General features: G+C 51.7%; 24 protein-coding genes, 1 tRNA gene and 1 pseudogene. 16 read left to right on the forward strand and 10 right to left on the reverse strand.

The window, feature by feature from the left end; genetic code table 11:
- Nucleotides 1-121 precede the first annotated feature (121 nt).
- A complete protein-coding gene (locus tag H7U06_RS12650; protein WP_175626503.1) occupies nt 122-787 on the forward strand; it encodes an RluA family pseudouridine synthase in 666 nt (221 codons plus the stop codon).
- Here the strand turns inward: H7U06_RS12650 and H7U06_RS12655 are convergent.
- The 5 genes from H7U06_RS12655 to H7U06_RS12675 all read right to left on the reverse strand — a co-directional run bounded on the left by H7U06_RS12655 (nt 784) and on the right by H7U06_RS12675 (nt 6,054).
- Nucleotides 784-2,967, reverse strand: coding sequence for a bifunctional diguanylate cyclase/phosphodiesterase (locus H7U06_RS12655; RefSeq protein ID WP_175626504.1), 2,184 nt, complete (start codon nt 2,965-2,967; stop codon nt 784-786). The two genes, H7U06_RS12650 and H7U06_RS12655, sit on opposite strands and share 4 nt — an antisense overlap.
- Before the next feature lie 314 nt (nt 2,968-3,281).
- Entirely contained in the window at nt 3,282-4,358 is a 1,077-nt protein-coding gene (locus H7U06_RS12660) for a tartrate dehydrogenase (protein WP_303049239.1), read from the reverse strand.
- Between the two features lie 103 nt (nt 4,359-4,461).
- A complete protein-coding gene (locus tag H7U06_RS12665; protein WP_175626505.1) occupies nt 4,462-4,950 on the reverse strand; it encodes a hypothetical protein in 489 nt (162 codons plus the stop codon).
- Between the two features lie 110 nt (nt 4,951-5,060).
- On the reverse strand, nt 5,061-5,639 hold the full coding sequence (locus H7U06_RS12670; RefSeq protein ID WP_175626506.1) for a TetR/AcrR family transcriptional regulator: 579 nt from the start codon (nt 5,637-5,639) through the stop codon (nt 5,061-5,063).
- Between the two features lie 190 nt (nt 5,640-5,829).
- On the reverse strand, nt 5,830-6,054 hold the full coding sequence (locus H7U06_RS12675; RefSeq protein WP_175626507.1) for a hypothetical protein: 225 nt from the start codon (nt 6,052-6,054) through the stop codon (nt 5,830-5,832).
- Between the two features lie 377 nt (nt 6,055-6,431).
- Here H7U06_RS12675 and H7U06_RS12680 point away from each other — a divergent pair.
- Nucleotides 6,432-6,800: pseudogene (locus tag H7U06_RS12680) on the forward strand (helix-turn-helix domain-containing protein); the annotation flags it as partial.
- A gap of 424 nt (nt 6,801-7,224) precedes the next feature.
- Here the strand turns inward: H7U06_RS12680 and H7U06_RS12685 are convergent.
- The gene (locus H7U06_RS12685) at nt 7,225-9,552 is read right to left on the reverse strand and encodes a hypothetical protein (protein ID WP_175626508.1); all 2,328 of its coding nucleotides are present in this window, start codon (nt 9,550-9,552) and stop codon (nt 7,225-7,227) included.
- 404 nt (nt 9,553-9,956) lie between these two features.
- Between H7U06_RS12685 and H7U06_RS12690 the strand changes: the two genes are divergently transcribed.
- The 4 genes from H7U06_RS12690 to H7U06_RS16385 all read left to right on the forward strand — a co-directional run bounded on the left by H7U06_RS12690 (nt 9,957) and on the right by H7U06_RS16385 (nt 13,425).
- On the forward strand, nt 9,957-10,346 hold the full coding sequence (locus tag H7U06_RS12690) for a hypothetical protein (protein WP_175626509.1): 390 nt from the start codon (nt 9,957-9,959) through the stop codon (nt 10,344-10,346).
- A 5-nt stretch (nt 10,347-10,351) separates the two neighbouring features.
- A complete protein-coding gene (locus H7U06_RS12695; RefSeq protein WP_217703467.1) occupies nt 10,352-11,422 on the forward strand; it encodes a hypothetical protein in 1,071 nt (356 codons plus the stop codon).
- Nucleotides 11,422-11,652, forward strand: a complete 231-nt coding sequence (locus tag H7U06_RS12700; RefSeq protein WP_175626510.1) for a hypothetical protein — start codon at nt 11,422-11,424, stop codon at nt 11,650-11,652. The genes H7U06_RS12695 and H7U06_RS12700 overlap by 1 nt, the downstream gene beginning before the upstream one ends.
- Nucleotides 11,653-11,808: 156 nt before the next feature.
- Nucleotides 11,809-13,425 carry a recombinase family protein gene (locus tag H7U06_RS16385; RefSeq protein ID WP_368492575.1) on the forward strand — a complete coding sequence of 539 codons (1,617 nt, stop codon included), beginning with the start codon at nt 11,809-11,811 and terminating at the stop codon, nt 13,423-13,425.
- Here the strand turns inward: H7U06_RS16385 and H7U06_RS12715 are convergent.
- Both H7U06_RS12715 and H7U06_RS12720 read right to left on the reverse strand, forming a co-directional pair.
- Nucleotides 13,384-13,459 (reverse strand) — tRNA-Asn (locus H7U06_RS12715). The two genes, H7U06_RS16385 and H7U06_RS12715, sit on opposite strands and share 42 nt — an antisense overlap.
- A 103-nt stretch (nt 13,460-13,562) precedes the next feature.
- A complete protein-coding gene (locus H7U06_RS12720; RefSeq protein WP_175626511.1) occupies nt 13,563-14,777 on the reverse strand; it encodes an amino acid aminotransferase in 1,215 nt (404 codons plus the stop codon).
- 117 nt (nt 14,778-14,894) lie between these two features.
- Here H7U06_RS12720 and uvrB point away from each other — a divergent pair, with 117 nt between their 5' ends.
- Together uvrB and H7U06_RS12730 are read left to right on the forward strand one after the other, a co-directional pair.
- Nucleotides 14,895-16,991, forward strand: a complete 2,097-nt coding sequence (gene uvrB / locus H7U06_RS12725) for an excinuclease ABC subunit UvrB (RefSeq protein WP_124575224.1) — start codon at nt 14,895-14,897, stop codon at nt 16,989-16,991.
- A 67-nt stretch (nt 16,992-17,058) separates the two neighbouring features.
- Nucleotides 17,059-17,844: a uracil-DNA glycosylase gene (locus tag H7U06_RS12730; RefSeq protein WP_175626512.1), complete on the forward strand. Its 786-nt coding sequence runs from the start codon at nt 17,059-17,061 to the stop codon at nt 17,842-17,844.
- A 7-nt stretch (nt 17,845-17,851) separates the two neighbouring features.
- On the opposite strand, the gene H7U06_RS12735 is transcribed toward H7U06_RS12730, so the two are convergent.
- Nucleotides 17,852-18,583, reverse strand: a complete 732-nt coding sequence (locus tag H7U06_RS12735) for a TetR/AcrR family transcriptional regulator (protein WP_175626513.1) — start codon at nt 18,581-18,583, stop codon at nt 17,852-17,854.
- Between the two features lie 512 nt (nt 18,584-19,095).
- Between H7U06_RS12735 and iscR the strand changes: the two genes are divergently transcribed.
- The 8 genes from iscR (at nt 19,096) to iscX (ending at nt 25,006) form a co-directional block, all read left to right on the forward strand.
- Entirely contained in the window at nt 19,096-19,569 is a 474-nt protein-coding gene (iscR, locus tag H7U06_RS12740) for a Fe-S cluster assembly transcriptional regulator IscR (RefSeq protein ID WP_012079108.1), read from the forward strand.
- A 17-nt stretch (nt 19,570-19,586) separates the two neighbouring features.
- On the forward strand, nt 19,587-20,840 hold the full coding sequence (locus H7U06_RS12745; protein ID WP_175626514.1) for an IscS subfamily cysteine desulfurase: 1,254 nt from the start codon (nt 19,587-19,589) through the stop codon (nt 20,838-20,840).
- 58 nt (nt 20,841-20,898) lie between these two features.
- Nucleotides 20,899-21,303: a Fe-S cluster assembly scaffold IscU gene (iscU, locus tag H7U06_RS12750; protein ID WP_012079110.1), complete on the forward strand. Its 405-nt coding sequence runs from the start codon at nt 20,899-20,901 to the stop codon at nt 21,301-21,303.
- Nucleotides 21,304-21,382: 79 nt separating this feature from the next.
- Nucleotides 21,383-21,706: an iron-sulfur cluster assembly protein IscA gene (gene iscA, locus H7U06_RS12755; RefSeq protein ID WP_012079111.1), complete on the forward strand. Its 324-nt coding sequence runs from the start codon at nt 21,383-21,385 to the stop codon at nt 21,704-21,706.
- Between the two features lie 166 nt (nt 21,707-21,872).
- Nucleotides 21,873-22,388: a Fe-S protein assembly co-chaperone HscB gene (gene hscB / locus H7U06_RS12760; protein WP_175626515.1), complete on the forward strand. Its 516-nt coding sequence runs from the start codon at nt 21,873-21,875 to the stop codon at nt 22,386-22,388.
- A gap of 117 nt (nt 22,389-22,505) precedes the next feature.
- Nucleotides 22,506-24,368 carry a Fe-S protein assembly chaperone HscA gene (gene hscA, locus H7U06_RS12765; protein WP_175626516.1) on the forward strand — a complete coding sequence of 621 codons (1,863 nt, stop codon included), beginning with the start codon at nt 22,506-22,508 and terminating at the stop codon, nt 24,366-24,368.
- 81 nt (nt 24,369-24,449) lie between these two features.
- Nucleotides 24,450-24,788 (forward strand): ISC system 2Fe-2S type ferredoxin, encoded by a 339-nt coding sequence (fdx, locus tag H7U06_RS12770; RefSeq protein ID WP_175626517.1) that lies wholly within the window; start codon nt 24,450-24,452, stop codon nt 24,786-24,788.
- A 23-nt stretch (nt 24,789-24,811) separates the two neighbouring features.
- Nucleotides 24,812-25,006, forward strand: coding sequence for a Fe-S cluster assembly protein IscX (gene iscX, locus H7U06_RS12775; RefSeq protein ID WP_175626518.1), 195 nt, complete (start codon nt 24,812-24,814; stop codon nt 25,004-25,006).
- 61 nt (nt 25,007-25,067) lie between these two features.
- Here the strand turns inward: iscX and H7U06_RS12780 are convergent, their stop codons facing one another.
- Entirely contained in the window at nt 25,068-25,730 is a 663-nt protein-coding gene (locus H7U06_RS12780) for a glycine zipper 2TM domain-containing protein (RefSeq protein ID WP_175626519.1), read from the reverse strand.
- Nucleotides 25,731-25,813 lie beyond the last annotated feature (83 nt).

Here is a 25,813-nt window from a genome sequence, read left to right on the forward strand (position 1 = left end):
ACTTGCAGTGTGGCTTGATACTTTTCAGTGCGGATAGCGGCGGTAGCGGATCTTTTTTGTAAGATGGAACTCTGGTCGGCTTGTGCCGGCCTTGGCCCGAATCAAGGAAGACTTCGTTGTAATGACTGCCCGCATCGATACCTTTGTAGCACCACCCTGTGTAGATGAGATAGAAATCATCTACCAGGATGAGGCTATCTTGCTGATCAATAAACCCAGCGGTTTGCTGACGCTGTCAGGGAAGAATCCACTTAATTTGGATTCAGTACATTACCGTCTGGTACAGCAATTCCCCGGTGCGTTGATGATACACAGGCTGGATCTGGGCACTTCCGGTTTGCTGGTAGTCGCGCTGAACAAAATCGCTGCCGCTCACATCAACCGCCAGTTCCAGTTACGTACTGTCAACAAAACCTATCAGGCCGTATTAGCCGGACACATGACGGACGATAGTGGCGACATCGAATTACCCATCGCCAAAGACCCGGTCAATTTCCCGAAGCTGAAGGTGTGCTTGGCCACCGGCAAACCGGCCAGCACGCATTTCGAAGTGCTGGACAGGGGCGCTGACACGACGCGGGTCTTGTACACACCACATACAGGGCGCACGCATCAATTGCGTATCCACAGCGCGGGAGTAGGGCATCCGATACTCGGGTGTGATTTATACGGAACGCTTGAGAGTGAGCGTATGGCGAATCGGTTGTTATTACATGCGATGACGCTGGAGTTTGATCATCCGCTTAGCGGAGAACGGATGCGCGGTGTCAGCGCATGCCCGTTTTAAGCCCTTTGTTGTAGCGGGCTTGCTATATCGTAAATCTCGGCAAACTCGGTGGCAGGTAATGGTCGTGAAAACAGATAACCCTGTCCTTCAGCACAGCCGATAGCGAACAAGGCCGAACGCTGTTCTTCCGTCTCTATGCCTTCGGCTATGGTTTCGAGTTTGAACGCATCAGCCATATCGAGTACCGCGGCGATCACGGTTTTATCTTGTGGCGAAGCGATCATGCCCTGCACGAATGAACGATCAATTTTGATGCGACTCAATGGATATCGCTTGAGCAAACTCAGTGATGCATAGCCGGTACCAAAATCATCGAAGGCAACGCCCACACCTTTATCACGCAAGAGCTGTAGCGACTTGAGTACCAGATCATCATGATCAAGTACGATGTCTTCGGTGATTTCCAGCTCTAGCGCTTCTGGCGGCAGGCCATGCCTGTCCAGTGCAGAGATCACCCGGCTGGCCAAATCATCCATGCGGAACTGTGCGCCAAACAAATTAACGCCCATACGGAAATGACTGACACCATAACGCATCCACTCAGCTGCCTGCGCGCAGGCTTCATCCAGCACCCAGGTACCGACCGTCGCCGCCAACGGACCGCTTTGTAATGCGGGCAGGAAAGCGGTAGGTGACAGCAGGCCACGTTCCGGGTGACGCCAGCGCAGCAGCGCCTCGGCGCCAGCCAGCGCGTTATCAGACAGACGGATCTGCGGCTGGTAAAACAATACGAACTCGCCCTGATGCAGGGCGCGCTGCAATTCCAATCCGTACAAATGACGCGCAACTGCTTCCATGCGTAGCAGATTCACATACATAAAGGTCTGTGCACCGCCCAGACGCTTGGCGCGGAACAAGGCCAGGTCGGCATTGCTGATTAACTCCAGCGCTTCTTCCGCATGCTCAGGAGCAGTGGCGAAACCGCAGCTGGCTGTGACGCGTATCGTGTGATCATCGATACGCAGCGGCGTGCCGATCTGATCGATGATGGTCTGCGCCATGCACTGCACCCAGGTAGGATCGCTGGTGTCCGGCAGCAATACGGCGAACTCATCACATCCTATCCGTGCTGCCAATCCGGTTTTGCCAATGACAGACTCCAGCCTGCGCGCGACTTCACACAGGATGGCGTCACCTACCGCGTGACCCAGCGTGTCATTCAAATCCTTGAAGCCATCGAGATCTATCATCAAAACCGACGATGGTGTACCAAGGGCCAGCAAGCGCTCCACTTCGCGATACAGGCAGGCACGATTGGCAAGGGCGGTGAGGGGATCGGTATTGGCAAGGCGATACAGCTCTGCTTCTTCGCGTTTCTTTGCCGAGATATCCTGCAGGTGCGCATTGAAAACCAGCTGACCGCGCTCTTGCCAGCAAAAGAGCGACAAGCCTAACTGGAACTCCGTGCCATCTTTGCGCAAGCCATAAATCGTTTCGGGTATCGGCAAGCCATCAAAGGTACCCTTTAGGACAGCTTCATGCACCAGTTCCTGAAACAGAGGGCGGGCACATTCAGGCATGAGCACATCGGCCAACATGCCATTGCCTTCCTCCAGCGCGTAACCATGCAAAGCTGCTGCAGCCTGGTTCCAGTTGACGATCTTGCGATGCTCATCAAACCAGACCACTGCGGTCGGCGAGTTGCGTGCGAATTCTTCAAACGAAGGACGTGCTTTTTCCAGCGACAATTCTATGCGTCGCAATTCAAGACGATCAACTGTCATCTTCGCCAGCTCACGCAAGCGTTCGCAGTCTTCATCTGTAAACTCGCGCGGCTGACCATCAATCACGCATAAAGCGCCGAGTGCGTAGCCATCAGGTGATAGTAAAGGTACGCCAGCGTAAAAGCGCAGATTGGCAGCGCCGGTAACGAGTGGGTTATCACTAAAGCGATCATCCAGATGTGAGTCAGGGATGACCATCACATCGTTTTCCAGGATGGCGTGCGCGCAGAAGGAAACATCCCGGCACATATCAACTTCACCAACGCCGGTACTTGCCGCAAAAAATACGTGATCGTTGCCTATCATATTGACGGCAGCGACTGGCATGCCGAACATGCGTGCGGCGATCTGTACTACCGGATCAAGGGAAGGGAGCGGCCGGTCGGTACTCAAACCATAAGCAGCCAACGCCTGCAGGCGTTGAATTTCATCCGGCGGAATGGGAGGACATTTCATAGGAAATTTCCGTTCAAAGGCGCTGACAGATGCAAATCTTTTTCTAATATAACGTTTTTTGAAACATGCACAAAGGAAAGTGTTGACGTTCGGCACCATGCAATACCAAGTGCTTACACTTTCTTTGTGATTCCACTATTAACGTCTGATAACGCACGATTTTTATCCCATGAATATGGGAATTTGAATGAGGATGTGCAGGATTTTGCGTAAGAACGGTATGTATGAAGCTGAGGTCTCTCAAAGTAGAACTTCTATTCTGAGAGACCTGATGTCATGAAAATTTGTGCTGTTGAAGAGTCAAGATTGTGATTTTAGATTGCTGCAGCAATCGCCTTGCCGACATCAGTCGTATTGCCACTGCCACCCAGATCCGGTGTATTCGGACCTTGCACCAGCACCGTTTCTATCGCTTTCATGATGGCATCGTGCGCTGCTTTGTAATTCGCATCACCATTGCCGAGGAAGTCGAGCATCATCGCGCCGGACCAGATCATGCCGATAGGGTTGGCTATATTCTTGCCGTAGATATCAGGAGCGGAACCGTGCACCGGTTCAAACAGAGAAGGGAACTTGCGTTCTGGATTCAGGTTGGCAGATGGTGCGATGCCTATGGTGCCAGTGCAGGCCGGTCCCAGATCGGACAGGATATCGCCGAACAGATTCGACGCGACTACAACATCGAAGCGCTCCGGTGAAAGTACGAAACGCGCACACAAAATATCGATGTGATACTTGTCCCAGCGTACATCTGCATAAGATGGCGCCATCGCTTCGACGCGACTATCCCAATACGGCATGCTGATCGAGATGCCGTTCGACTTGGTGGCTGAAGTTAAATGTTTCTTCGGTCGGCTTCGTGCCAGTTCAAATGCGTACTTCAGGATGCGATCAGTACCACGACGCGAGAAAATCGCATTCTGCGATACGAACTCGTGCTCGGTACCTTCAAAACTCTTGCCGCCTACAGCTGAATACTCGCCTTCAGTATTTTCCCGCACTACGTAGAAATCGATGTCACCCGGTTTGCGATTCGCCAGCGGGCAAGGCACGCCAGGCATCAGGCGTACCGGACGTAAATTCACATACTGATCAAAGTCACGGCGGAACTTGATGAGGGAGCCCCACAAGGAAATATGATCCGGAACCAGCGCAGGCATGCCAGCAGCACCAAAGTAAATCGCCTCAAATCCTTCCAGCTGTTGACGCCAGTCATCCGGCATCATCTGCCCATGCTTAAGGTAGTACTCGCAGTTGGCCCATTCCATCGTCGTGAATTCAAGCGCGATATTGAATTTGCGCGCGGCAGCCTGCAGCACGCGCAAACCTTCCGGCATCACTTCATTACCTATACCGTCGCCGGCGATGACTGCGATCTTATGAGCTTGCATCAGACAACCTTTCACGTGGGAGAAGGACAGATCGATTGATCTTACCGAAACCAGATGAATATACAAGCGGCTGATTGAGGGGTAAAAGCAGCCTCCCTCATGGCTAAACTACCAGCGATTTATTCCTTTTACGCAGCGAGATGATCTGAGCCGTCACACCAATGATCAGGATGATGAACAGCGCACCTAAAGCGCCAAGCAGCAGAGGTGACTTTGGATCAGTTACGAATGGATGACCGTCAGGTACGCGCCGCAGGGTTTCACTGACGCTAGGAACCATCAACAGGAACACGGTCAGGCTCAGACATACGGTTTCGATGTAAATCGCAGCACGTCCAGCAAAGCGGATAAAAGCGATTCCATAACCCGTCACCAGCAGCAGGATAGTGGCAACAGCGATGCCGTAGCTCTCGGGCTGGTGCGCCACCAGAAAGACGGTAACGGCACCTATCAGCATCGAAATGAAGTAGGCGATGCCAGCTCCTGTGCGCGGCGTGATCCGGCCATAGCGTAGCAACATATACAGCGCGAGGGGAATGGCGGGCAAGCTGCCCAGTGTGTGTAACCAGCCTAAAGGTGATATTCCAAACATGATGATTCCTTTCGTATGTTGATCAAATGATGCGGCTGTTAAAACCCAAAACTCCCTACTAGTTGGTAGGTGAATGGGTAAAATAAAATCGCTGCAACATAAATCCGGCCTCAGGCTGCCAGTAAACGTTGCAACGATGGTTGGGTAATGACTCCGAAAATCTTCGCGTCCTGGTAGGCACGCGCTGAGAGCATGGCGCCATGAACCGTGGCCATAAACACTTCCGCTTCGTCCTTGGCAGAAGCGCTCAGTCGTATGCTGCCATTCGCTACGCCACGCTCCAGCACCTGGCTCAACCAATCCGAGAGCGTACGGAAATGGGCGCTCACTTCATGCGCGACTTCTTCCGGCAGAACCGGTAACTGCGTTGCGAGCAATGCACACACGCAGAATGGGGCGCTGCCATCAGCGATGCAGGATTCCCAGTACTGGATATAGGCACGTAGCTGTTCAACCGGCTCCGGCACGTTACGCTCCAGTTCGGCCATACCCAGTTGGACCTCCCATCGGTAATTAACGACGAGCGTCCGCACCAGATTGGATTTGGTCGGGAAGTGGTGGTGTATGGTCGCGTTGCGTACCCCAACTACTTTGGAAATATCGGCATAGCTAAAGCCGTTATAGCCCCCGGCAACGATCAGCGACCGGGCGCAATTAATGATCTCTTCGGATGTGTTGTTCGCTTTCATTTCAAGCACTCTACATACTAGTAGGTAAGCTGTCAAGCGAGTCGATATTTGGGATGTTATTGCCAGGTAGCGATTGGTGTCAGCCGGTGGGTGGGGGAGTTGCGGCGGCCTGCTTTTCCTTGGGAGCGTGTAAGCCGCGTATGAAGCTACACGCTATAAACGTGTGTGTGTTTACAAGCGTGCACCTTGACTATGCTTTGGGGAACAGAACCGTCGGTTTAGGCTGGAACTCCTTGTACACCTCGCGGTAGCAGTCGCGTATGAACTGCATGTCCGTATCACCTAATGCTTGGAGATCGTAGCCGAATGGTTTCTGCACCAGTTCAACGCCATAGTCCGGGTTGCTGCCTGGGTACTGTGGATCTGTAGCGAGTGCATTAATTTTATCGGTGAATTCTTGAGGCGTGATTTCCATGAAGGCTTTCGTTTGGTTTGGCTGCAAGATAAGTGCGGCCGTAAAGGGCTGGAGTCTACCTCATAGAGATTGAGTGTGCGTAGACTCGGTATGATTTGCGAGCTCTTTGATTCCCGAATTGAATTCGGTGGGGGGATATTGGACGCTGTCTAATATCGAAGTGAATTACACAAAAGAAAAGGGCCAGCACGTAGCTGACCCTTCATATTCTGTGGCTCCCCGACCTGGACTCGAACCAGGGACCTGCGGATTAACAGTCGATCCACTGGGTGTTGATTTGCGTCGAAAACTGACCCACTTAGCCGCATAATTTGCATCCAAAACTGACCCACGTTTAGAACACAATCCTACTTACCAAAGTGAGTAGGAGATATGGAGTGATCGACGTGGCTTTACTTGGAATTATTCGACGCTGGCACCTTCGTGACCAGGTCTCATTGAGGGAAATATCCAAACGACTGGGTATCTCCCGAAATACCGTCAGACGTTATCTACGCTCGGAAATTGTCGAGCCGGCCTATGCTGATCGACGTTCCCCAACATCTCTCGACAAATATGCGTTCAAGCTTTCAGCCTGGTTAAAGACCGAGGCAGCGAAGTCTCGGAAGCAACGACGGACTTTGAAACAGATGCACATCGACCTATGTGCTTTGGGATTTGAAGGTTCGTATGATCGGGTTGCAGCCTTCGCTAGACAATGGAAGGTGGATCAATTGGAGAGGGTCAATTCTGCGAGCAAATCAACAGGTGGGTCAGAATTCGATGCAAAAAGTGGGTCAGCATTCAGCGCAATTCAACATGGAGTGACTTCGGACAAGTAGCGGAGGAGGGCATCATGAAGAGAGAGCTTGCTAGCTTCTCTAAAGGACTCGCCATGACCTTGCTTCGTTATCAACTCAACGGAGGTCGCCCATGCAACTGCATTGGCTTTAGACGTGAAAGTACGACTAGCTTCAGGATGATCTTGAAGTCGAACTCGTGCTTGATATTGGAGTGGTGCGTGTTTTCTTATCTGTGCCATTTAGCGGCCTCCTAGATTGGAGACCCAATGGCGCAAAAATGGCGCAAGAGCTGAAATAGAAAAGGACCTAGTTTTTCAACTAGGCCCTTCATATTCTGTGGCTCCCCAAAAAAGACTTATCTGGGCAATGGTGGCAGTTCACTTTCGCGCTATCTACCTCTGAGAACTGACCGGATTTGTCTTGATAATTGAATCAGTCGGCGATCGCCGGGGCGGTTCTTCAGTTCGGCGGCGAGCCAGACGTTACTCTGATCCAGATAGCTCCGCACCTTTATCGAGGTGGGAAACTTTCTTTGATACTTCATTGCTTGTTCTGAGTAAACCTTAGAATGATATATCTTGCGGTAGTCATCGTTATAGCAGCGGGAGAGTATGGACATGCTCTCGTCTAGCGTTGCCATTACGTCAGCCCCTTCTGGCTTGTCATAATTGGCATTGAATAGAATGACTGCGTAAGTGTTCCTTACCGTTGGGTTATTCCTACCAGCCATTGCCAATGCGTCATCGACCCAAGAAAACGCGAGTTCATACTGACGCTTGTTTGACAAATAAAGTGCACATTGCTGTTTGAAGGAATAACTTTGGTCGCGGTGGGAGACGCTGTTATAGAAAGCGACACCGTCTTCCCAGTCGGGGAAAGCTCTCGCGACAATTCTGGCGTCATAGGCGTTACGCCTGAATACGTCATAGCGACCAATCTTGGTAGGCGACACCTCTTCATGGAATATTTCGAGGACACGACGGAGTTGTGATGACTCGATTTTCCAGAGAACAGCTTCCGCCACTGCGCGTGAACGGGGAACAAAATAGGACTGAGAAGCATCTGATAATGCCCCTTCGTATGCGGAAAGAAGGTTTCCCATCGATTCGAGCGCAGAAAGGACTGTTGTCACGTCAGAGGCGAAGCGACGCGCGAAAGCAGTGGCGATGTCTACGGAAGTCGGAATTCGGCAGGAGTACAAATAGCAGGCCACAAGGAGTAAGTCATGCTCCATAGGCTTTGTCGCACGAAAAGAGCGCACGGCCGCCATAAAGCGATCGGCGAGAGAATCGGCTGTAATGGTTGAGGTGATAACTTCAAAGAACGTTGGCTCCGAATTCCCTTCCAAATGGTCTGATGTTGGCTCAAAGGTTTTGCGTTGAATGTCGTTTGGAATGAGCTGCTGAACTGCCTGCGCGTCCATTGGAGACAATCCCGAAACGTCGAGAATGTCGAACCGTGCCTGTGGAAAGCGATAAGAGACGCTATCGAAAATGTAGTCGCGTTCGGCGCAGACTATTCGAACGTTTGAGCTCGCTATTAAAATCTGAATGGCTTCGGAGGCGTCTGCGGCGTTATCGACAAAGATGATTACCTTTTGGCCTTCGGCATCAAGATCCCGTATCAATAGCCGCGCTTTCTCGGGGGTTATTTCGTCAATAAATAATATGGTTTCCTGAGAGGAAAGCCAGTTCGCGAGTTGTTTCAGAAGAGTCGATTTGCCAGTGACAGCGGCACCTACGATCATTAGATGCTTACCACCCAGTATTGTATTTTTAGCAAGTGAGAAATATCGGGTCTGGTATATCTTTCCCGAATGAATGTCGAACCATGTCGGATCGGCGCCGAGATAAAATTCGGTAAGGCTTCGCACGGGAACGGAACCAGCGGGAGGAAGGTGGTACTCCCGAAAATTTTTGGCTAGCAGGGATTTCGGGGCGCCGGCCACTTTAGGGAGCTGTAATTGGCCAATATATTTGAGGAGATCTGCTGTATCCGCGACAATTATTTGGAACCCGAGGGATTGATAATATTCAATCGCTTCCGGCTCGCTTTTGCGAAGCGTTATCCATGAGTCCGCCTTTGGCCTGTTTCCTGTAGATTCCTTCGCGAGTGCTTGTAGGACACCGGCATCTTCAAGTCGATATCCCCAATATAACGTTGGCGTAGATTGAATCCTGCTTATATATCCAAACCACTTGTCTTTATCGCGCTCGAAACTGGAGGCAATTTCGACGGGCGAAAAATCAAATGCTCCGTCGCCGTGTGCCACGGAGCCATGCAAGGCGATATAGTCAATCGCACTAGCGCCCGGCATGGCTGGTCCCCGTTGAACGATGTCATTTACGTAGTGTTTGATGCTCTCCTCATAAATCTTGAAGACTAGGTCATCGATGTTAGTGGTAAAAATTGACTTGATGTTAGCTCGTTCAAGGTTTTTATATAGAGGATCGAATCTCGTTACCGTAAATCGATTCATGAAGAACTTTGCTAGCTCTTCGCGTTGGCTGCTTGACAGGATTTGGCAAAGTTGCGGCAGTGTAAATTTTGATGTCGACGGACGGTTGAAATGCTTTAGAAGCTCTATTCTTAGCCCGTCACCTACCGGAAGCGTTGTGTCCAAGCTTTCCGCCAACACGGAAAAACCAGCACCTAAGAAGAGGTTTATTCCGTTCGTCAGACTGTGCCTGAATATATTCTCGTTTGGGATATTCATCCGTTTTTCCTTGAATTGGATCGTGGTTTTTTGCGCTTCGTTATATTTATGTATATTTAAAGGAAAGCATTTTTTTCCTTCGGCTCGCATAAGAGGGGCAAACAAATCTAAGCGGTTCGTTTCTAATTTTGGTCAAGTCTACCATCCGCATTTGTGCATGAAGGGCGTTGGGATCGTTTCCCGTTTATGTAACACGGGGGTCTATAAATACATAACAACAGAACATACCTCTTACTTGCAGGAAATACAATTAAAAGGTTTTCACAGGCCGACTGTGCGGGGTGTGGGTAGCCGCTGTGCGGCTGCCTGCGCATCGCACTGTCGGAAAAAATACATGAAACATTTAATTGACATTCATTAAAATGTAGATAAACTGCGCTTACTAACTTTAAAAAGGGTAGGCCATGAAAGCATCAGATCTCGTCAATCTCTGGAGTGCTCCAGATAACAGCCGCTTAACGGCAAAGCAACTTTCCTTCCGTCTTCCTGTTGAAATCGCAGCCAAGCTTTCTGCACTTTGCGAACTGTACCCAAACAAAAACCGCACTGAAATTGTGGGTGACTTACTTCGTTCTGCGATTGCGGATGTTGAAAAAGCACTTCCAAGCTATGCAGGGGCATATGTAGATAAACATCCTGATACTGGCGAGGAAATGTATCGAGAAGAGGGAGTGAAAGCGAAATTCCGTGAATTGGCAAATAAATATCATAGAGAGCTAGAGGTCGAACTTGGTAACGAGTCTCCGAGAAAGCTCTATGACGGTAATTACTGTACTCACGCAGATAAAGCCTAATCACTATGCAGCCACTCCTCTCAGGTCTTGATACAGTGGAATGCGCATATTACTTGCGTCCCACCGCACAATGCGCAATCGACTTTGGTCAACTTGCTATCGATAAGGAAGTTTTACGTCAAAGCAAAAAGCGCGAACCGCAAAAAATCGAGATTGGTGGAGTGGAGTTTTTCCTGCGGCCTAATGGCACGTCTTCGGGCTATCCATTCTTGATCGAAAACGAAGACATGAGCGTTGAATTTGGTGAATTCAATGATCCATCGTTTTACGTAACCTATCGCAGTGTCGCGCTATGGCACAAGGGCGCCGCAGAGTTGCATCAGCAGTTTGTGGGCTGGTCAGAGCGCATTGGCTTTATCGCCGCCAAGCCTGAAACACTGTCCCGCGTGGACTTTACCTTTGATTACTGTCTGCCCGAGATCAATTTCAAGGAAGATGATTTCGTGTCGCTGTCAGCAAAAGATAGTCAGCACCGTAAAGACAGGCAGGTGCAAACCTTCTCATTCGGCAAGGGTGATGTGATGCTGCGTGTTTATAACAAGATTGCAGAAATCAACGAAAAGAGTCTGAAGACATGGTTCTTCGACTTATGGGGCGGTATCACTGAAAACGTCTGGCGTATCGAATGGCAGGTGCGCAAAGAAGTATTGCGACGCTTCGGCATTCGTAGCTTTGCTGATCTATTCGATGGGCAAGGCGATATCCTCCGCTATCTTTCGCATGAGCACACCACGCTACGCTCACCCAATGAAGACAGTAATCGCTCGCGCTGGCCTTTGAATCCACTCTGGCAATCGTTGCAAGCACATATCGGCACGTTACAAGCGCAAGGCGTTTATCGTGAGTACGACCGAGAGGAAATGCTTAATGCGCGTCTGATGCGTATAGCAATCGCTATTCAAGGCTATTTGAAGCGCATAGCGGCGGTTGAATGCGTGCTGCACGATAAACCGATGCTCACTAACAAAGAGGCATTTAAGCACCTTGAAGGGCTTCTCTTTAATGTCCATGACCCGCTGACATGGAAAACAGATGTAAGAAAGCGGATTGATTCGATCAAGTTAGGGCAATGGTGATGCTGCAATCTATCCTTGATTCACTCAATACGCACAAGCGGGAGTTGTTGCTTATGGCAGAAGCAATGCTGTTGCCGCAGCAGTTCGCAGCGTACCGCAAGCTATTATTAAATCGTCTTGGCAGGCAAGGCTTTGAAGGGGATTTGGAACGTATTATTGCCGAGCATGAGAAGCAGCAAAGGAATGGACAAGGGCAGGCCGATATAAGCAAGAAAGGAGGTGCCCTATGATTGAATCAACCTTCATCCTTGCAAGTCGTTGTTGCATTCGACGATGTACTGTCGAATGAAATTATTGGTGAGAGGGAATTAGCTTTGATTGGTGAATTCCTTCCTGAACTTTTGAAAGAAATGATCTGGCAAACATCCGAATCGGAGGAATAAGCCATGGCGGTTGCACTCTACGCTCGTGTATCGACGACACGACAAGCTGACAAAGATTTATCGATTCCTGACCAGTTGCGGCAAATGCGTGACTGGTGCGAGAAACAAGGGCTAGTTGTTGGGACTGAATATATCGAGCCGGGTGCATCCGCTACCGATGATCGCCGCCCAGAATTTCAAAAGATGATTGGTGATGCGACGTTTAAACCATCACCTTATGAAGCCGTGATTGTTCATAGTCAATCACGCTTCTTTCGTGATTCGCTCGAATTCGGATTGTATGAACGTCGTTTAAACAAGGCGGGTGTAAGGCTCATCTCCATCACGCAGCAGACCAGTGATGATTCATCCGGTCAAATGATGCGAAAAATCTTCAGCGTCTTTGATGAGTACCAAAGTAAAGAGAACGGAAAACACACACTACGCGCGATGAAAGAGAATGCGCGGCAAGGCTATTTCAATGGTTCCAAGCCTCCATTTGGTTTCAAAAAGGTAGAGCTTGATATCTCAGCGGCTAAAGGCAAAAAGAAAAAACTAGTCGTTGATGAAGTCGAAGCAGCTATCGTTCATAAGATATTTAATCTTTATCTGCATGGCGCACACGGTCAAGAAATGGGAACGAAGCAGATCGCTTCATATCTCAACGATCAAGGCATTCTGAACCGCAGCAAGAAGTGGTCACGTAATCGCATTCATCAGATGCTTTCTGATACCGCCTATTTCGGTCAATACTTCTTCAATCGTAAAGATATGAAGACGGGGCAAACCAAGCCGGTAGCAGAATGGGTGCCAATTGCTATTCCCGCGATTATTGATGAAGCCATGTACCGTGCCGTCGAAGCTAAACGGTATTCGCGTTCGCCCGACATGATGGCACCGCGCCTCGTCAACTCCCCAACGTTGCTGACAGGCTTGCTGAAGTGCGGCAATTGCGGGGCAGGGATGACCTTAGCGACAGGCAAGGGTGGGCGTTATCGCTATTACAAATGCAACACCCGCATAGCCAAGAATAATCACGACTGTGACACGCCAGCGATTCCGATGGAAAAGCTGGATACGCTTGTCTTGCAAGCATTGGCTGATAAGGTCGCCAGTCCTGAACGTCTGAAGGTGATGCTCAAGGCGATGAAGGCGAAGATCAAGAATGCTCATACCGAACAAAATACGCATCTCATCACGTTGAAGAAGGAGCTCTCCGAGTTAGAGGAGGCGACAGCGCGTTTATATGAGGCTGTAGAAAAAGGATTCCTGCCGATGGATGGCACTTTGCAGGAACGGGCGCAAAAACTCAAAGCAAGACGTGAATCAATTCTGATTGAAATGGCGGGTACTCGCCGCGATAGTGCGATGCCACTAGATAAAATCAATGCAGGTCAGATTGATGCGTTTGGAAAAGCGATGCGAACGAAACTGCTTGATCGTGAAAATGGATTCTCGAAACAATACCTGCGCTTGCTGGTAAGTGAGATTCGTGTAGAGGGAAAAGAGGTCAGGATGACCGGAAGCAAAGAAGCATTGTTGAATCTAATGGCACAAAAAAAAGTAGGCACCGCAGTGGTGCCTACTTTTAGCCATTCTTGGCTCCCCGACCTGGACTCGAACCAGGGACCTGCGGATTAACAGTCCGTCGCTCTACCGACTGAGCTATCAGGGAACAGAAGCGAGATTATGTATCAAGAACTCTCACTTGTCAAAGCTTTCGCGATAAATTTCTTTGTTTTTTGCAAAAATATTTATCGCGCTTTTACTACTACGTATTAAATGACCTTCGCGATTGCGCCAACGACGTAATCGATGTTGCGTGTGTTCAAAGCTGCGACGCAGATACGGCCAGTGTCGATAGCGTAGATCGAGTATTCGTCACGCAGGCGATTGACTTGTTCTTTGGTCAGGCCAGAGTACGAGAACATGCCGCGTTGCTGAATAACGAAGTCGAAGTTGTGCGCTGGTGCTTGCTCTTTCAACTTCTGTACGAATGCTTGACGCATGTCACGGATACGTACGCGCATGTCAGCCAGCTCTTGTTCCCACAGTGCACGCAGTTCAGGTGTTGCCAGTGCTGTTGCAACGACTTGGCCGCCGTGGATAGGTGGGTTGGAGTAGTTGGTGCGGATGACGCGTTTCAATTGCGACAGGACGCGTGCTGCTTCTTCTGCGCTGACTGCAACGATGCTCAATGCGCCTACGCGTTCGCCGTACAGCGAGAACGATTTGGAGAAGGAGTTCGAAACGAATACCGGGCCGCCAGCTTCTGCGAATTGGCGAACTACTTTGCCGTCGGATTCGATGCCATCGCCAAAGCCCTGGTAAGCCATGTCGAGGAATGGGATCAGGCCGCGTTTCAATACGACTTCAATGACTTGCGCCCATTGTGCGTCGGTCAGGTCTGCGCCGGTTGGGTTGTGGCAGCAAGCGTGCAACAGAACGATGGAGCCGCTTGGGATCGAGTTCAGGGTGTCCAGCATGCCGCTGAAGTTCACGCCGCGGGTTGCTGCGTCGTAGTATGGGTAGTTGTTGACTACGAAGCCAGCCGATTCAAACAGTGCGCGGTGGTTTTCCCAGCTTGGATCGCTGATCCAGACTTGTGCGTTAGGTGCGAAGCGTTTCAGGAAGTCAGCGCCCAGTTTCAATGCGCCGGTGCCGCCGATTGCTTGCGCGGTCACTGCACGTTTTTCCTTGACTACTGCGCTATCGGCACCAAATACGAGTTCTTGTACTGCTTTGTCGTAAGCAGCCAGGCCGTCGATAGGCAGGTAACCGCGTGGCGACAGTTTTTCTGCCAGCAGTACTTCGGCTTTACGTACGCATTCCAACAGTGGCAACTTACCGTTGTCGTCGTTGTATACGCCGACACCAAGATTGATTTTGTTTGGATTCTTGTCAGCATTGAATGCTTCGGTAATACCAAGAATCGGGTCACGGGGCGCCATTTCGATGGCGTTGAGGAGCGAAGCAGGAAGAGGTGCGTTCATCGTGATAACATCAAAAGTTAGCTGCAAACGGTGGTGTTGCAGACGGGTTGTATGAAGCGCAAGGCCAAAAGTCTTGCGGGAAATGCGACTCACTATTTTACCAAAGGTCGGATTTAAATGGCTGATTTATCCCAGGTTTCCAATCCAGTTGACGAATCGAAAATCGTTACCTTCCCGAACTCCCCGTTTCGCCTGCATCAGCCGTTCCCGCCGGCAGGGGATCAGCCGACTGCGATTGCGAAATTGGCCGAAGGCATCGAAGACGGTCTGTTTTACCAGACGCTGCTGGGCGTAACCGGTTCCGGCAAGACTTATACAGTTGCTAACGTGATCGCCCGCATGGGGCGTCCGGCCATCGTGTTTGCGCCTAACAAGACGCTGGCGGCACAGTTATATAGTGAATTCCGCGAGTTTTTCCCGGAAAACGCGGTCGAGTACTTCGTCAGTTACTACGATTATTACCAGCCGGAAGCATACGTACCGCAGCGCGACTTGTTCATTGAGAAAGATTCATCCATCAATGAGCACATCGAGCAGATGCGCCTGTCCTGCACCAAATCGCTAATGGAACGGCGCGATGTGGTGATTATTGCGACGGTTTCGGCGATTTACGGTATTGGTAACCCGAGCGAATACCACCAGATGATCCTGACCTTGCGCGCCAAGGACAAGGTCAGCCAGCGCGATGTGATTGCGCGCCTGATCGCGATGCAATACACGCGCAACGAGGTCGATTTTGGCCGCGGCACCTTCCGCGTACGTGGTGACACCATTGATATCTTCCCGGCTGAGCATGCCGAGCTGGCGATCCGGCTGGAGATGTTCGATGACGAGATTGAGAGTTTACAGCTGTTTGATCCGCTGACTGGCCGCGTCAAACAGAAGATCCCGCGCTTTACCGTATACCCAGGTTCGCACTACGTGACGCCGCGCGCCACCGTGCTGCGTGCGATTGAAACCATCAAGGATGAGTTGCGCGAGCGTCTGGAGTTCTTCCGCCAGGAAAGCAAGCTGGTGGAAGAGCAGCGCCTCGAGCAGCGTACCCGTTTCGACTTGGAAATGATGCAGGAAATCGGCTTTACCAAAGGCATCGAAAACTATTCACGCCACCTGAGCGGCGCCAAGGCGGGTGATCCGCCGCCGACGCTGGTGGATTATCTGCCGCCGGATGCGCTGATGTTTATGGATGAGTCGCACGTCCTGATGGGGCAGCTCAACGGCATGTATAACGGCGATAGGGCGCGGAAGACCAATCTGGTCGATTACGGTTTCCGCCTGCCTTCGGCACTGGATAACCGGCCGCTGCGTTTCGATGAATTCGAAGGCAAGATGCGGCAGATGGTGTTCGTCTCGGCGACGCCTGCCGATTATGAAAATACGCACGCCGACCAGGTGGTCGAGCAAGTGGTACGGCCTACCGGTCTGGTTGATCCGATTATCAGCGTGCGCCCGGCATCGACCCAGGTAGATGACCTGATGTCGGAGATTACCGATCGCGTGAAGAAGAATGAGCGCGTACTGGTCACTACGCTGACCAAGCGTATGGCCGAGCAATTGACTGAGTTCCTGACGGATAACGGCGTGAAGGTGCGTTACCTGCACAGCGATATTGATACGGTTGAACGGGTCGAGATCATCCGCGATTTGCGCCTGGGTACGTTCGACGTTTTGGTCGGGATTAACTTATTGCGCGAAGGGCTGGATTTGCCTGAGGTGTCTTTGGTGGCGATCCTGGATGCGGACAAGGAAGGCTTTTTGCGTTCCGAGCGCAGCCTGATCCAGACCATAGGCCGTGCCGCGCGTAACCTGAGCGGGATGGCGATACTGTATGGCGACAAGGTCACCGACTCCATGCGCCGCGCCATCGATGAAACCGAGCGTCGTCGCGCCAAGCAAATTGCTTTCAATGCGGCGAATAACATCACGCCTATGGGTATTAAGAAAAATATCCGTGAGTTGATCGATGGCGTCTACAGTCCGCAGGAAGCGCGCCTCGAGTTGCAGGTTGCGCAGGAGCACGCCAAATATGAGGCGATGAGCGAGAAGCAGGTCAGCAAGGAAATCAAACGCCTGGAAAAACAAATGCTGGTGCATGCGAAGAACCTGGAGTTTGAAAAGGCGGCGCAGATGCGTGATCAGTTGCGCATCCTCAAAGAGCAGCTGTTCGGCGCACCGGGTGCCGATAACGTCACACCGCTGGCGGGTAATCAATAGCGATTTAGGCTTGTGCCGGGCGAACTAGCGGCTACAATCGCTGCTTTCGCCCGCTCGCTATCAAGCTATGTCGCACACAATTCCACCTACCTTTATTGCCATGCTGGATGCCGCTGACGCATCCTGGCGTCCTACTCTGCTGGCTGGCCTGCAAGCAGTACATCAAGCCGCTCCTGATTATTTGCCTACGCTGGCCGCTGATGATTTCCTGCCGAATGGCGGCCGTCTGTTTGCCGCTTTCAAGCAGCCGCTGGCTGCCGTGCGCTATGTATTGGTGGGCGAGGGGCCTTATCCGCGTCCGGACAGTGCGACCGGGGTTTGTTTTATGGACGGTGCGGTGTCGTCACTGTGGTCGGACAAGGGTTTGTCCAAGCAGGTCAATCGTGCCACTTCGTTGCGCAATTTCATGAAAATGCTGCTGGTGGCGGATGGTCAGTTGGCGGTAGAGCAGACCACCGGCGATGCTTTGGCGGGTGTTTCACAGAAGGCGCAGGCGGAGCCGGCTAAAGTGATCCAGACCTTGCCTGAGTTGCAGGACAAGCTGACGCAGCATGGCTTCCTCTTGTTGAATGCTTCGCTGGTATTCCGCGCCCATGTCGCGCCGGTGAAGGATGCGAAAGCCTGGTTGCCGTTTCTGCAAACCGTGCTGGCGGCTTTGGCTGATCATGCGCAACACGCAGGCCAGATCGCGCCGACGCTGGTCTTGTGGGGCAAGATAGCGGTGCAATTGGAGGCTTTACCTGAGAGTGGGCGCTTCCCGAAGAAGGTTTCCGAGCACCCGTATAACCTGAGCTTTATCGCGAATGCGGTGATGCAGGACTTGTTTGGTCCTATGCATTTATTGCAGAAGTAGAGTTGTTTTAAATCAGGCTGAGCTGACGCAGGTCGGTCGCTTCTGCCGGCTCTTTGGCTTCACTCGCCGGAGCGGCAGCACTGGCTTGTGTCGCTGCAGCTTTGCCTGATTTTTCCGGTTTGCTTTCACGTGTCAGCAGCCGCGAAATCATCGTTTCAAAGAAGGCTGGCAACGCGTGCTGATCATCATGCGCGTGGAAATGCTGACGTATCACCATCCCATCCCACATCCCGGTCAGGAACAAAGCTGTTTGCGCTGCATCCAGTGATGCATCCATCTGTCCACGTGCTTGCGCAACCCGCAGCAGGTTGGTCAGGCCCATGATCCATTCCGCTTCTATCTTGCGCAGCACCGTGCCTACGCGTTTGCTGCGCATGCCTTCTGCATAGACTTCAGTCATCAGGCTGGCGTCACCACCCGCGCGATAACGTTCTGCGAACAGGCGAGTGGTGTTGTTCAGTGCTTGTTGTAGTGATTCAGCATCGCGCATTTGCAGCAGCATGGCGCGGGTTTGGCGGCGTTCATCTTCCACCATCGCTTCAATGATGGCTTCCTTGCCGGTGAAATAACGATAGACCGCACCCGGGCCGAGGCCGGTTTCAGCGCAGATTTGCTGCATGGAGGTTTGGTGGAAGCCGGTTTTGCGGAAACATTTGCCAGCTGCCTTGAGGACTTCAATTCGTTTTTTATCGGCTTTTTGGGTAGGCGATTGCGGGGTCTTGGAGATGCGTGTGGCCATTGCAGATATCGAAACGAGGTTTCAGTCAATTAACGAAGGGTCAATTATAAATTGAATATTCGTTCAAAGTCATATTTGTACTAAATCAGTGTGAAATGTGCTTTCTTCTATTGCTGTTATTTTGGGTTTTGCTCTGGAAAGTTTAATTAAATTGATTGAATAATCATTCAAATAATTATTTTGGCTAATGGTGTTTGGGGTGAATTCGGTGCTTCGGGACGGTTGCGGCTTGGGTTTGCGTGCGTCCTGCTGGCTATCGCAGGGTAATTTGCTGGCGCATAAAAAACTGATTTTTCTGCGATGCAATATCTGGCTTAGTGACGCCGGTCAATGTTGTCAGGCCGGGTGACTTATAAAATATCGACTTGGAAATGTTGGCGGAAAAGCCTTGTTGTATCCCGGCAAATCGGAAAAAGCGGGTACCTGACAGATTCAGTCAAGTTTGTTATACTTGAGTGAATCGATCAACCACTCGGTTTATTCATTCCTGTTGATCACTGGAGGCAAGATTCATGCGTTTGACGACTAAAGGACGTTTTGCTGTAACAGCAATGATTGACTTGGCATTGCGCCAGGACAATGGTCCGGTCACGCTCGCCGGAATCAGCCAGCGACAAGAGATTTCGCTGTCGTATCTGGAGCAGTTGTTTGGCAAGTTGCGCCGTCATGAAATCGTTGAATCCGTGCGCGGACCAGGTGGTGGTTACAACCTGGCGCGTCGTGCAGAAGACGTGACGGTGGCAGATATCATTATTGCCGTCGATGAACCTCTGGACGCAACGCAGTGCGGTGGCAAGGAAAATTGCCATAGCCCTGAGCATGAACACGGTGGTCGTTGCATGACGCATGACCTGTGGGCAACGCTAAATGCAAAAATGGTGGATTATCTCGATTCTGTGTCGTTAAAAGATTTGGTTGACCAGCAAAAACAAAAGATTTCTGAACAATGCGTGGTGGTTGTGCACCGCAACCACGCAGCCGTTTGATTATTGGAGCTTAAAAGATGAACGCCCCGTTAGACAAAAGCCTGATTGATACGATCAAGGCGCCGCATTTCCCGATTTATATGGATTATTCGGCGACTACGCCTATCGATCCACGGGTCGCTGACAAAATGATTCCGTACCTGCGTGAGCAGTTCGGTAATCCGGCTTCGCGCAGCCATATGTATGGCTGGACGGCTGAGAAGGCAGTGGAAGATGCGCGTGAGCAAGTCGCTGCACTGGTCAACGCTGACCCACGTGAAATCATCTGGACTTCGGGCGCAACGGAAGGCAACAACCTCGCACTCAAAGGCGCGGCACAATTTTATAAAACCAAGGGCAAGCACATCATCACGGTAAAGACCGAGCACAAAGCTGTGCTGGATACCGTGCGTGAACTGGAGCGCCAGGGTTTTGAAGCAACTTATCTGCAACCGCAAGACAATGGCCTGATCACTATCGAGCAATTGGCGGAAGCGATCCGTCCTGACACCATTCTGGTATCGGTGATGCTGGTCAACAATGAAATCGGCGTCATTCAGCCTATCGATGAAATCGGCGAATTGTGCCGCAGCAAGGGCATCATCTTCCATTGCGACGCTGCACAGGCAACCGGCAAAGTGAAGATCGACCTGGAAAAATCCAAAGTCGACCTGATGACATTTACTGCACACAAAACCTACGGTCCTAAAGGTATCGGTGCCTTGTACGTACGCCGCAAACCACGCGTCCGTATCGAAGCGCAAATGCACGGCGGTGGCCATGAGCGCGGCCTGCGTTCGGGCACGCTGGCAACCCACCAGATCGTGGGCATGGGCGAAGCTTTCCGTATCGCACGTGAAGAAATGGATGAAGAAATCACCCGTATCAAGGGTTTGCGCGACCGTTTGGCCAAAGGCCTGATGGATATGGAAGAGGTCTATATCAACGGCGATATGGATCACCGCGTACCGCACAACCTCAACGTCAGCTTCAACTATGTTGAAGGCGAGTCGCTGATCATGGCAATCAAGGATCTGGCTGTTTCTTCAGGTTCGGCTTGTACTTCGGCCAGTCTGGAACCATCTTATGTATTGAGAGCGCTCGGTCGCAGCGATGAATTGGCGCACAGTTCGATTCGTTTCACTTTCGGTCGCTTTACGACGGAAGAGGACGTGGATTTCACGATCAAGCTGATCAAGGAAAAAGTCAACAAGCTGCGCGAATTGTCGCCGCTGTGGGATATGTATAAAGACGGGATCGATATCAGCACGATCCAATGGGCAGCGCACTAATATCGTTCTCATTCCTGTCGCTGAATGGCAGGAATAAGGCTTAACAAGGAGTATCAAAATGGCTTACTCAGACAAAGTTCTCGATCACTACGAAAATCCACGTAACGTGGGTGCCTTCGACAAAGGCGATGAAACCATCGGTACCGGCATGGTCGGTGCGCCGGCTTGCGGCGACGTGATGAAATTGCAAATCAAGGTCGGCGCTGACGGCGTGATCCAGGATGCCAAGTTCAAAACCTACGGCTGCGGCTCGGCGATTGCTTCGTCGTCGCTGGTGACCGAATGGGTCAAAGGCAAAACCCTGGACCAAGCAATGTCGATCAAGAACACGCAAATCGCGGAAGAACTGGCTTTGCCGCCAGTCAAGATTCACTGCTCGATTCTGGCAGAAGATGCGATCAAGGCAGCAGTGCTGGACTACAAAACCAAGCACGGCGTAGCTGAATCGAAAGAAGCGGCTTAAGCTTGTTTAAGCGTCTGTGCAGCGCGTGTCCTTGCGGATGCGCGTGGCACAGTCCGGACAATCTTTTAGAGCAAAGATCATGGCAATTACACTGACTGAAAAAGCAGCGAAGCACATTACTCGCTATATGGAACGGCGCGGCAAGGGTATCGGCCTTCGTTTCGGCGTGCGCACGACCGGTTGTTCCGGTCTGGCCTACAAGCTGGAATATGTGGACGAAAGCGCCAATGAAGATAGCGTGTTTGAATCGCATGGCATCAAAGTCTTTGTCGATCCGAAGAGCTTGCCGTACATCGACGGCACCGAGCTGGACTTTGCACGTGAAGGTCTGAACGAAGGTTTTAAATTCCGCAATCCGAACGTCAAGGATGAATGCGGTTGCGGCGAAAGCTTCCGTATTTGATAGCTGGCTGCAGGGGCGTTTGCGCTCCGGCAGGAATGCCTTCTTTAGAGAGAGCCTGTCGAATGTGCGCAGGCTTTTTTATTTAATAAACCGGATATTCCCTGAGTATTCACTGATGCGATGTGTCGCATCGCACTAAAAGCCAGCCCATAGCCAGCGCACAAGCATGCAAAACCACTTCGAACTCTTCCACCTGCCGCAGCGCTTTGCCGTCGACCTGAAGGCACTGGATGGCGCGTATCACAGCGTGCAGGGCCAGGTTCACCCTGATAAGTTTGCACATGCGTCGGATGCCGAGAAACGCGTGGCGATGCAATGGGCGACCCGTGCGAATGAGGCCTATCAGACACTGAAGAGCCCGTTCAAGCGCGCTGCTTACATGTGTGAACTGAATGGTGTCGATCTGCAGGTCGAGTCCAATACCGCGATGCCGGTTGAATTCCTGATGCAACAAATGGAGTGGCGCGAAGCGCTGGACGACGCACGTGCACACAAAAGCAGTGAAGAGCTGGATGAGCTGGACAGCGCGATTCGCGCCGCACGCAAAACCACGGTAGCCGAGATCGGCACCTTGCTGGATGCGAACGACTTTACGCAAGCGGCCGGACTAGTGCGCCAGCTGATGTTCCTGGAAAAATTTGCCGAAGAAGTTTCTTATGCATTGGATGCCTTGCCGGATTGATAGGGCATGGCATCGAGTGCAGTAAAACCGATTAATGCGCGTAGCTAGCAATCACGCGCTAACGATGATGGCCGCAGTATGACCGTCATCCCATCTTGAGATAAGTTACAAACGAATATGGCTCTTCTTCAAATCGCCGAACCCGGCATGTCTACCGCGCCGCATCAGCACAGGCTGGCAGTCGGTATTGATCTCGGTACTACCAATTCTCTGGTCGCGACAGTACGCAACAGTATTCCTGAAGTATTGACCGATGAAGAAGGGCGCGCCTTGCTGCCGTCCGTCGTGCACTACATGAAGAACGGTCACGCGCAAATCGGTTACAAGGCGCTGGCAGCACAAAATACTGATCCAAAAAATACGGTAGCGTCGGTCAAGCGTTTCATGGGTCGTGGTTTGAAAGACATCGCCTATGTCGAAAACCTGCCTTACGATTTCCTCGACACACCTGGCATGGTGCAGCTGAAAACCGTGGCTGGTGTCAAAAGCCCGGTAGAAATTTCCGCTGAGATCCTCGCCACTTTGCGTCAGCAGGCAGAAGATGCGCTCGGTGATGAGTTGGTCGGTGCGGTGATTACCGTGCCTGCGTATTTCGATGACGCGCAACGCCAGGCGACCAAGGATGCAGCCAAGCTGGCTGGCCTGAACGTCTTGCGCCTGCTGAATGAACCGACCGCTGCTGCGATTGCCTACGGTCTCGATAACGGCTCTGAAGGCGTATTCGCAGTCTACGATCTGGGCGGTGGTACTTTTGACGTATCCATACTCAAACTGACCAAGGGTGTATTTGAAGTGTTGTCTACCGGTGGCGATTCCGCCCTGGGTGGTGACGACTTCGATCATCGCCTGCTGTGCTGGATCATAGAACAAGCCAAGCTCTCGCCTTTGTCCGATGAAGACCTCAGTGTTTTGATGGTGAAGTCGCGCGAAGCGAAAGAATTGCTGTCGACCAAGGCAGAAACACGCATAGATGCGGCACTGGGTTCGGGCGAAGAAGTGCACCTGACAGTGACGGCTGAAGAGTTTGTCAAAATGACGCAGCATCTGGTGGCGAAAACCATTACGCCGACCAAGAAAGCATTGCGCGATGCTGACCTGACCGTGGATGACGTCGATGGCGTTGTGATGGTGGGTGGTGCGACGCGCATGCCGCATATCCGTAAAGCGGTCGGTGAGTTTTTCCAGGCTACGCCGCTGGCGAATATTGATCCGGATAAAGTTGTGGCGCTCGGCGCGGCGATACAAGCCAATCTGCTGGCCGGTAATCGTGCCGCAGGCGACGACTGGTTGTTGCTGGATGTGATTCCTTTGTCGCTCGGTATAGAAACCATGGGCGGCCTGGTTGAAAAAGTCATTCCACGTAACTCGACCATTCCATGTGCACGCGCGCAGGAATTCACGACTTTTAAAGATGGCCAGACTGCGATGGCGATCCATATTGTGCAGGGCGAACGTGAACTGGTGAGCGATTGCCGCTCGCTGGCTCGCTTTGAATTGCGCGGCATTCCACCGATGGCTGCGGGCGCAGCACGCATACGCGTCACCTATCAGGTGGATGCGGATGGCTTGCTCTCTGTTTCTGCCCGTGAACTGCGTTCCGGCGTCGAAGCTTCGATCAGCGTCAAACCTTCGTATGGTCTGGAAGACGACCAAATCGCGCAGATGCTGCAGGATTCATTCAAGTCGGCAGATGTCGACATGGCTTTGCGTGCTTTGCGCGAAGAGCAGGTGGAAGCAGAGCGCATCGTACTGGCGACGCAATCCGCGCTGGCGGAAGATGGTGGCTTGTTGTCTGATGACGAGCGTGCATCCGTTACCGGCTTGCTGGCTGCCGTGCAGCAAAGCAGCACCGGTAACGACCATCATGCGATCAAGGCGGCAGTCGAAGCCCTGGCGCAAGGGACGGAAGAATTTGCCGCACGTCGCATGGATCGCAGCGTACGAACTGCGCTTTCTGGCAAGAAACTGGACGAAATTTGATACATCGCTCTTCATCCTGTGGGTGAAGGGTAGTCAGGCTAAGCAGTGCGCATTAAAACTTAAACTTTCGAGGTAAACCAAGTGCCCCAAATCGTTGTTCTTCCCCACCATGCTTTGTGCCCGGACGGTGCCGTAATCGAAGCGCCTGCAGGCAAATCGATATGTGATGTTTTGCTGGAAAACGATATCGATATCGAACACGCTTGCGAGAAATCCTGCGCTTGCACAACTTGCCACGTGATCGTGCGCGAGGGCTTTGCTTCGCTGAATGAAGCCGGTGAAACTGAAGAAGATTTGCTGGACAAGGCCTGGGGCCTGGAAGCCTCATCGCGCCTGTCCTGCCAGGCCATCGTAGCGGAAGAAGATCTGGTGGTTGAGATTCCACGCTATACAATTAATCATGCCAGCGAAAATCACTAAAACTTATTGCCGGGAGAGCTGATATGAAATGGACAGATACCATCCGCATTGCGGAAGAATTGAACGATAAATTCCCAGACATCGATCCTTTGACGATACGTTTTACCGACCTGCACCGCTGGGTATGTGAACTCGACGGCTTTGACGATGCACCGGATCACTCAGGTGAAAAAATCCTCGAAGCGATCCAGATGGCATGGATAGAGGAATCGAAATAATCACTTCATTGTGACGAAAAAAAAGCGACCCGCAGGTCGCTTTTTTTATGGCCATCAAGGATTAACGTGGGCGCAGATAACCATCAACTACGCGAACCTGGTCGCCGTTGCTCCAGTTAGGTGGGTTATTGTATGGGAAGGTGCGGATGCGACCATCGTCCATACGGACACGCACTTCATAGGTCGTGGTGGTGCGGGTGTGTTTCTCGATTTCATTGCCGGCATAACCGCCACCGACTGCACCAGCTACTGTTGCCAGGCTGCGGCCGTTACCGTTACCGATCTGGTTACCGAGCAAGCCACCAACTACAGCACCACCAACGATACCGACACCGCTAGGTTTGGCTGCGGTTTGTACACTGCGGATGGATTCGATGCGACCGCAGTTGCTGCAAACCTGGGCTGGAGGCGCTGCTTGTGCCAGCTTGTTGCTGGAGTTTTCACGGGCTTGTGCCTGCTTCGCTGCCTTGGCAGCAGCAGCCTGGCGTTCATCTGCTTCACGACGTGCCTGATCGGCACGTTCTTCGGCAGCTTGTGCTTCTGCTGCTTTATCAGCGGCTTCTTTTTCCAGCGCGGCGATGGCTTCTTTTTGTGAGCCGGAGCTGTTTGAGTTAGGCAGCATACCGGTCATGGCGGCGATACCAACCAGACAGACCAGCAATACTGCGACAGCAGCAGCGGCGATGAGTGGGTGTATGCGACTAGTAGTGTTATTGGTTTCCATGGTTCCCCCAGCTAGTGGTTATTGTTCGAGTAGCTGCAGTATTGCGCGCTACCAGTTAAATAAAAAGCCGAAACCTGTGTCAA

The organism is Herminiimonas sp. Marseille-P9896 (assembly GCF_903993245.1).
GTDB lineage: Bacteria > Pseudomonadota > Gammaproteobacteria > Burkholderiales > Burkholderiaceae_D > Oxalicibacterium > Oxalicibacterium contaminans.

What these genes read in the sequence shown, in the direction of transcription:
- H7U06_RS12700 (WP_175626510.1), top strand. Translation starts at nt 11,422, where the DNA reads ATGCTGCAATCTATCCTTGATTCACTCAATACGCACAAGCGGGAGTTG.
- H7U06_RS12665 (WP_175626505.1), bottom strand. Translation starts at nt 4,950, where the DNA reads ATGTTTGGAATATCACCTTTAGGCTGGTTACACACACTGGGCAGCTTG.
- H7U06_RS12650 (WP_175626503.1), top strand. Translation starts at nt 122, where the DNA reads ATGACTGCCCGCATCGATACCTTTGTAGCACCACCCTGTGTAGATGAG.
- hscB (WP_175626515.1), top strand. Translation starts at nt 21,873, where the DNA reads ATGCAAAACCACTTCGAACTCTTCCACCTGCCGCAGCGCTTTGCCGTC.
- H7U06_RS12685 (WP_175626508.1), bottom strand. Translation starts at nt 9,552, where the DNA reads ATGAATATCCCAAACGAGAATATATTCAGGCACAGTCTGACGAACGGA.
- H7U06_RS12690 (WP_175626509.1), top strand. Translation starts at nt 9,957, where the DNA reads ATGAAAGCATCAGATCTCGTCAATCTCTGGAGTGCTCCAGATAACAGC.
- H7U06_RS12695 (WP_217703467.1), top strand. Translation starts at nt 10,352, where the DNA reads ATGCAGCCACTCCTCTCAGGTCTTGATACAGTGGAATGCGCATATTAC.
- H7U06_RS12735 (WP_175626513.1), bottom strand. Translation starts at nt 18,583, where the DNA reads ATGGCCACACGCATCTCCAAGACCCCGCAATCGCCTACCCAAAAAGCC.
- H7U06_RS12670 (WP_175626506.1), bottom strand. Translation starts at nt 5,639, where the DNA reads ATGAAAGCGAACAACACATCCGAAGAGATCATTAATTGCGCCCGGTCG.
- H7U06_RS12780 (WP_175626519.1), bottom strand. Translation starts at nt 25,730, where the DNA reads ATGGAAACCAATAACACTACTAGTCGCATACACCCACTCATCGCCGCT.
- H7U06_RS16385 (WP_368492575.1), top strand. Translation starts at nt 11,809, where the DNA reads ATGGCGGTTGCACTCTACGCTCGTGTATCGACGACACGACAAGCTGAC.
- uvrB (WP_124575224.1), top strand. Translation starts at nt 14,895, where the DNA reads ATGGCTGATTTATCCCAGGTTTCCAATCCAGTTGACGAATCGAAAATC.
- iscX (WP_175626518.1), top strand. Translation starts at nt 24,812, where the DNA reads ATGAAATGGACAGATACCATCCGCATTGCGGAAGAATTGAACGATAAA.
- H7U06_RS12675 (WP_175626507.1), bottom strand. Translation starts at nt 6,054, where the DNA reads ATGGAAATCACGCCTCAAGAATTCACCGATAAAATTAATGCACTCGCT.
- H7U06_RS12745 (WP_175626514.1), top strand. Translation starts at nt 19,587, where the DNA reads ATGAACGCCCCGTTAGACAAAAGCCTGATTGATACGATCAAGGCGCCG.
- iscA (WP_012079111.1), top strand. Translation starts at nt 21,383, where the DNA reads ATGGCAATTACACTGACTGAAAAAGCAGCGAAGCACATTACTCGCTAT.
- iscR (WP_012079108.1), top strand. Translation starts at nt 19,096, where the DNA reads ATGCGTTTGACGACTAAAGGACGTTTTGCTGTAACAGCAATGATTGAC.
- hscA (WP_175626516.1), top strand. Translation starts at nt 22,506, where the DNA reads ATGGCTCTTCTTCAAATCGCCGAACCCGGCATGTCTACCGCGCCGCAT.
- H7U06_RS12720 (WP_175626511.1), bottom strand. Translation starts at nt 14,777, where the DNA reads ATGAACGCACCTCTTCCTGCTTCGCTCCTCAACGCCATCGAAATGGCG.
- iscU (WP_012079110.1), top strand. Translation starts at nt 20,899, where the DNA reads ATGGCTTACTCAGACAAAGTTCTCGATCACTACGAAAATCCACGTAAC.
- H7U06_RS12655 (WP_175626504.1), bottom strand. Translation starts at nt 2,967, where the DNA reads ATGAAATGTCCTCCCATTCCGCCGGATGAAATTCAACGCCTGCAGGCG.
- H7U06_RS12730 (WP_175626512.1), top strand. Translation starts at nt 17,059, where the DNA reads ATGTCGCACACAATTCCACCTACCTTTATTGCCATGCTGGATGCCGCT.
- H7U06_RS12660 (WP_303049239.1), bottom strand. Translation starts at nt 4,358, where the DNA reads ATGCAAGCTCATAAGATCGCAGTCATCGCCGGCGACGGTATAGGTAAT.